Origin of the sequence: Pseudoalteromonas sp. bablab_jr010 (assembly GCF_016464105.1) — a bacterium.
Classification (GTDB): Bacteria; Pseudomonadota; Gammaproteobacteria; order Enterobacterales; family Alteromonadaceae; genus Pseudoalteromonas; species Pseudoalteromonas simplex.
The window spans coordinates 1-5,216 of the sequence record NZ_JACDWV010000040.1 but is presented as its reverse complement, the minus strand read 5'-3'; the positions used below and the strand labels follow the sequence as shown (position 1 = coordinate 5,216).

Below are 5,216 nucleotides of genomic sequence, written 5' to 3'. Positions count from 1 at the left end.
GCTGATAGCTGATAGCTGATAGCTGATAGCTGATAGCTGATAGCTGATAGCTGATAGCTGATAGCTGATAGCTGATAGCTGATAGCTGATAGCTGATAGCTGATAGCTGATAGCTGATAGCTGATAGCTGATAGCTAAATCCTCACCTTTATTTTTCATAAAATGATAGCGCTGTCATTTTAGTTTTTATATGATAGGAACGAATTATTAACAAAAATGAAAAATAGTACGCAGAAATACCGTACACTCAGGGCTTAAACGAGGAGAAAGTAATGGATTTTAAGAAGTCACTATTCGCGGTAATGCTAGCGACTGCGCCTTTAATGGCTAGTGCAGCATTAACTCAATCACAAGTTGATCAGTTTGCGAAAGGTACCGAACTGTTGTTTTCGGTAGAAGATAACTTTCGTAATAAAGATGCGGGCTTTTTAGGAAAAATTACCCTCAATAATGGCTCTGATGTCGCGTTACCTGCAGGCGAGAGCGACTGGCAGCTATATATTCACTCTGTTCGTAAAATCTCAACCGAGCATGTCGCAGGCCTGAATATTGAACACGTTAATGGTGACTTGCACCGCATCGTACCAACGAGCTCATTTAAAGGTTTAGCTGCAGGTGAAAGCTTAGAGCTACCGTTTGATGCGCAAGTGTGGATTGTTGCTTACAGTGACTTTATGCCACGGGCATTTTTTGTTTCAGGTAAGAATAAACCAGCCGTATTTGCTAATACCGACACAGAAGACTTTAAACAGTTTGTGACGCCATTTACCCGTGAGAATCAGTTACGCCGTTACAATGAGCCAAAAGATTTATCGGTTTTAGCAACGGCAAAAGTACGCTTCGAGCGTAATAGCACTGATAAGGTGTCGATCAGTAAAGACGATGCCTTAAAGCGTATTATTCCGAAGCCTCGTAAAGTCGATTTTAACCGTGGCAGTGCGACGCTAAACAATAATTGGCAAATCAGTTATCAAGGCCAGCTTAAGCACGAAGTTATGGTGTTTATGCAAGACTTACAAGATGACTATGGCATTAGCCTTAAAGCACAGCCTGATCATATCAATGTCGGCAAAGACAAAGTAATACGCTTAAAAGTTGACCCTAAACTCAATAATGCAAAAGCTGAAAGCTACACTCTAGAGATTGATGATGAAGTGATCACCATTGTAGGTAGCGATAACGCCGGTGTGTTTTATGCGATGCAAAGCTTATTAAACCTCATTCCTGCAAATAGCCAAGGCAGTGCCAGCTTACCGCAGTTAGAACTTGAAGACTCACCGCGCTATGGTTGGCGTGGTATGCATTACGATAATGGTCGTAACTATCATGGCAAAGAAGCAATGTTCAAGCTGGTTGAGCAAATGGCTCGCTATAAAATGAATAAGCTACACTGGCACTTTTCAGAAGATGAAGGTTGGCGACTTGAGATCCCAGGTCTACCAGAGCTTACCGACGTTGGCGGCTATCGCTGCTTTGATTTAGAAGAGCGCGAGTGCTTATTAACTCAGCTTGGCACAGGGCCATTTAAATCAGGCTCTGGCAACGGTTATTTGAAACGTGATGAGTTTGTTGAGCTATTAAAGTTTGCGAAAGACCGCCACATTCAAATCATCCCTGAAGTTGAAGGGCCAGGCCATGCGCGTGCCTCAATCAAAGCGATGGAAGCGCGTTATCACAACATGTTAGAAGAAGCTGAGAAAGCCGCTAAAAACAACATTAAAACGCGCTCTGCAAACAAAGAAATTCAACACATAGATATGGGACCAGCAACGCAATTCTTGCTTACCGATCCTAAAGATACCTCTGTGTACATGACGGTACAAAACTACAAAGATAACTCAATGAATGTGTGTATGGACTCTACCTACGCATTTTTAGATAAAGTAACTTATGAACTTCAGCAGATGTACCGCGAAGCAGGTGTGCAGTTAAAGAACTTGCATATTGGTGGTGATGAAGTTGGTGCTGGTTCGTGGATAGGCTCGCCAATCTGTCAGGCGTTATTTGCTGATCCTAATAACGGTGTAGCTGGCCCGGCTGATTTAAAACCTTATTTCACACAACGTGTTGCTACCTTACTTGAAAAACGCGGTATTTCTCCGGGTATTTGGGAAGATGGCATCATGTATGACCGCGAAAATTCGTTTAAACGTGATGAGTTCCCTAATAAAACCTTTACCGTTAATACTTGGGATAACATTTGGGAATGGGGCGTTGCCGATAGAGCATACCGCCTAGCAAATGCCGGTTACCAAGTGGTGTTATCACACGGTACGCATTTGTATTTTGATCACCCATACGAAGCAAGCCCTGAAGAGCGCGGTTATTACTGGGCAACTCGTTACACAGATACTAAAAAGGCCTTTAACTATATGCCTGATGACGTGTATGCCAATGCTGATTACACCCGCACTCGTGAGCCAATTATTAATTTAGAAGCGTTGGTGGGCCGCCCGTTACCTAAACTTGAAAAGCCAGAGAACATTCTGGGTATGCAAGGTCAGGTATGGTCAGAAACAATCCGTACTGAAGAGCAAGTATTAGCAATGATCTTCCCGCGTATTCTGTCAGTGGCAGAGCGCGCATGGCACAAAGCTGATTGGGAAGGCGAAAACGTCGATAGTAAAAAACAAGCAAAAGACTGGGCTGAGTTCTCAAGTGCAGTTGGTTTAAAAGAGCTTGAGAAACTAGCTAAAGACGGCATCAACCTGCATTTACCAGTACCTGGCGGTGTGATTGAAAATGGTAAGTTGTATGCCAACAGCGCATTTGCATATTTGAGCATTGAATACAGCCTAGACAACGGCCAAAGCTGGCAAACTTATGCCGAGCCTGTGAAGGTTGATAACAATGCAAAAGTTGCGCTACGCACCCGCTTAAACGCACAGCAAACCAGCCGCGTGACCGTTGTTGGTGAGTAATGCTTTGTGATGAATAAATGTGACGCCTATAGAAGAATGTAGGCGTCATGTTTTGCATTAAAACTACTTCTATTCACAAAGAGGATAAGAGGGCGCTTCGCTTAAGAGAAGTAATATTGAGGTTCCCTCATTCTCTTCTCATTTACTCCTCTTTGTGCAAAGACATATTGAACCACAGAGAACACAGAGGCGCTGCGCGCTACACAGAGAAACCAAATTATCACAATGAGGGTAAGAGGGCACTTCGCTTAGAAGAAAACAAAAAAGCATTATTATTACTTCCTCATTTTCTTCTCATTCACTTCTCTTTGTGAATATATTTTCGCGCGAAATAAATTTCACGCCTACAATACCCTGCACCTCGTAGGCGTCACGCTTGCTTGGCGCGTCTTACATTCAACACCGTTCGCTCAAAACTGATAGCTGAAAGCTGACGGCTAATCCAAACTCATCATGCGAAATAAATTTCACACCTACGGTATTTAAAAGAATTATGTCAGCGCTGTCATTTTTGTTGCGATAGTGTTATAAATATTTAATATCTCTTTTATATAATCATCTGAATGAGCAGCGCTGTAGAGTCGAACTGTGCTGTTATAGGAAATGTTATGTCTGAAATAAATAAACAAAGCAGTGTTGTGCCTATGGCGATTGTTGCCACGCTGTTTTTTATACTGGGTTTTGCTACATGGTTAAATGGCTCACTGATGCCATTTCTACAGCAAATTTTGCAGCTATCACCTTTTCAGGCATCGCTGATTATTTTCTCGTTTTATATCGCCGTGACTTTTACGGCTCTACCTTCGGCGATGATCATCAGAAAGGTAGGTTATAAAAACGGTATGGCGCTGGGTATGGCGACCATGATGGTGGCAGGTTTACTGTTTATTCCTGCCGCAAAAACACAAGTTTTTGCACTGTTTTTATTTGCGCAGCTTGTTATGGGGGCAGGGCAAACGTTATTACAAACAGCGGTTAACCCATACGTAGTAAGAATTGGACCAGAAGAATCAGCCGCGGCTCGCGTTAGTATTATGGGTATATTAAATAAAGGTGCGGGTGTTGTTGCACCGATTGTATTTACCGCACTGATACTCAGCGACTTTAAAGGCTTTGTAGGTAAAGAGCTTAGCCAAACTGATATTGATGCCATGGCTAATGGCTTAATCTTACCGTATTTAGGGATGTCAATTTTTATTGGTATACTCGGCTTTGCGGTAACTAAAATGCCATTGCCAGAGTTAATTGATGACGACGTTGATGAACAGAAACCGGGGCAGGTAAAAGAAGCACTAAGCCATCCGAGTCTTGCCTTAGGGATAGTGGCACTTTTTGTCTATGTAGCTGTTGAAGTAATTGCCGGCGATACCATTGGTAGCTTTGCGTTGTCGTTAGGTATTGAAAAATACAGTGTTATGACATCGTACACCATGGGGTGTATGGTACTAGGTTACTTTTTAGGGATTTTACTTATCCCACGAGTGTTATCGCAGCAAACAGCACTAACTATTTCAGCGGTATTGGGCTGTGTGTTAACGCTAGCGATAGTTACAGGTAGTAATGAAACTGTATTTATATCAACATTGTTTGGCCTAAAATCGGTACTGCCTGATACCTTATTGCTCATTGCTGTGCTAGGCTTTGCTAATGCGATTGTTTGGCCTGCAGTTTGGCCGTTAGCATTATCTGGTTTAGGTAAGCTAACTAGTGTAGGCTCTGGTCTGCTCGTTATGGGTATAGCTGGTGGCGCATTCGGCCCATTATTTTGGGGCCTAGCAAGTGGCGGCGTAAAAAGCGCAGAAGCACAACAAATGGCTTATATTGTGATGTTGCCTTGTTATTTATTCATACTTTTCTATGCTGTTAAAGGCCAAAAGATGAAAAGTTGGAAGTAATTATGAGTTTGAGGTTATGTGTTAAAGCACGCAACCTTGAACTTTGAAAAGCATTTCTAGTAAATAGAAATAATCCCGTGTGTAATGCCACCGAAAGGTGGCATTTTTTTTGGGGTTTGAAAAAATTAGGCGCTAGGTATTAGGGGGTAGGCTCTAGGTGCTAGGCTTTCGCGCGAAATAAATTTCACGCCTACAATATTTCGCATCTCGTGGGAACGGCTTCAGCCGTGAATTATCATAAAGACTTAGGCACTAAAGTACCTTATATGGACTCCTCCTATTGCACAATACCCTTCGTTAATTTTGTCAGACTGCGTGCTTATATGCGGGCTCATAATGAGGAGCTACCTCGGCCCTTTGATGTATTCGCGCCCTTGTGCCTCTTCTCCTACTCGGTGTT

At 42.7% G+C, this 5,216-nt stretch carries 2 protein-coding genes; both read left to right on the top strand.

Annotated features, from left to right (window positions below; all coding sequences use genetic code 11):
- The first annotated feature begins 272 nt into the window (after positions 1-272).
- Positions 273-2,921, top strand: a complete 2,649-nt coding sequence (locus tag JIG37_RS01800) for a family 20 glycosylhydrolase (RefSeq protein ID WP_199528551.1) — start codon at positions 273-275, stop codon at positions 2,919-2,921.
- 608 nt (positions 2,922-3,529) lie between these two features.
- The gene (locus JIG37_RS01795) at positions 3,530-4,816 is read left to right on the top strand and encodes a sugar MFS transporter (protein WP_244664333.1); all 1,287 of its coding nucleotides are present in this window, start codon (positions 3,530-3,532) and stop codon (positions 4,814-4,816) included.
- Positions 4,817-5,216: the final 400 nt, after the last annotated feature.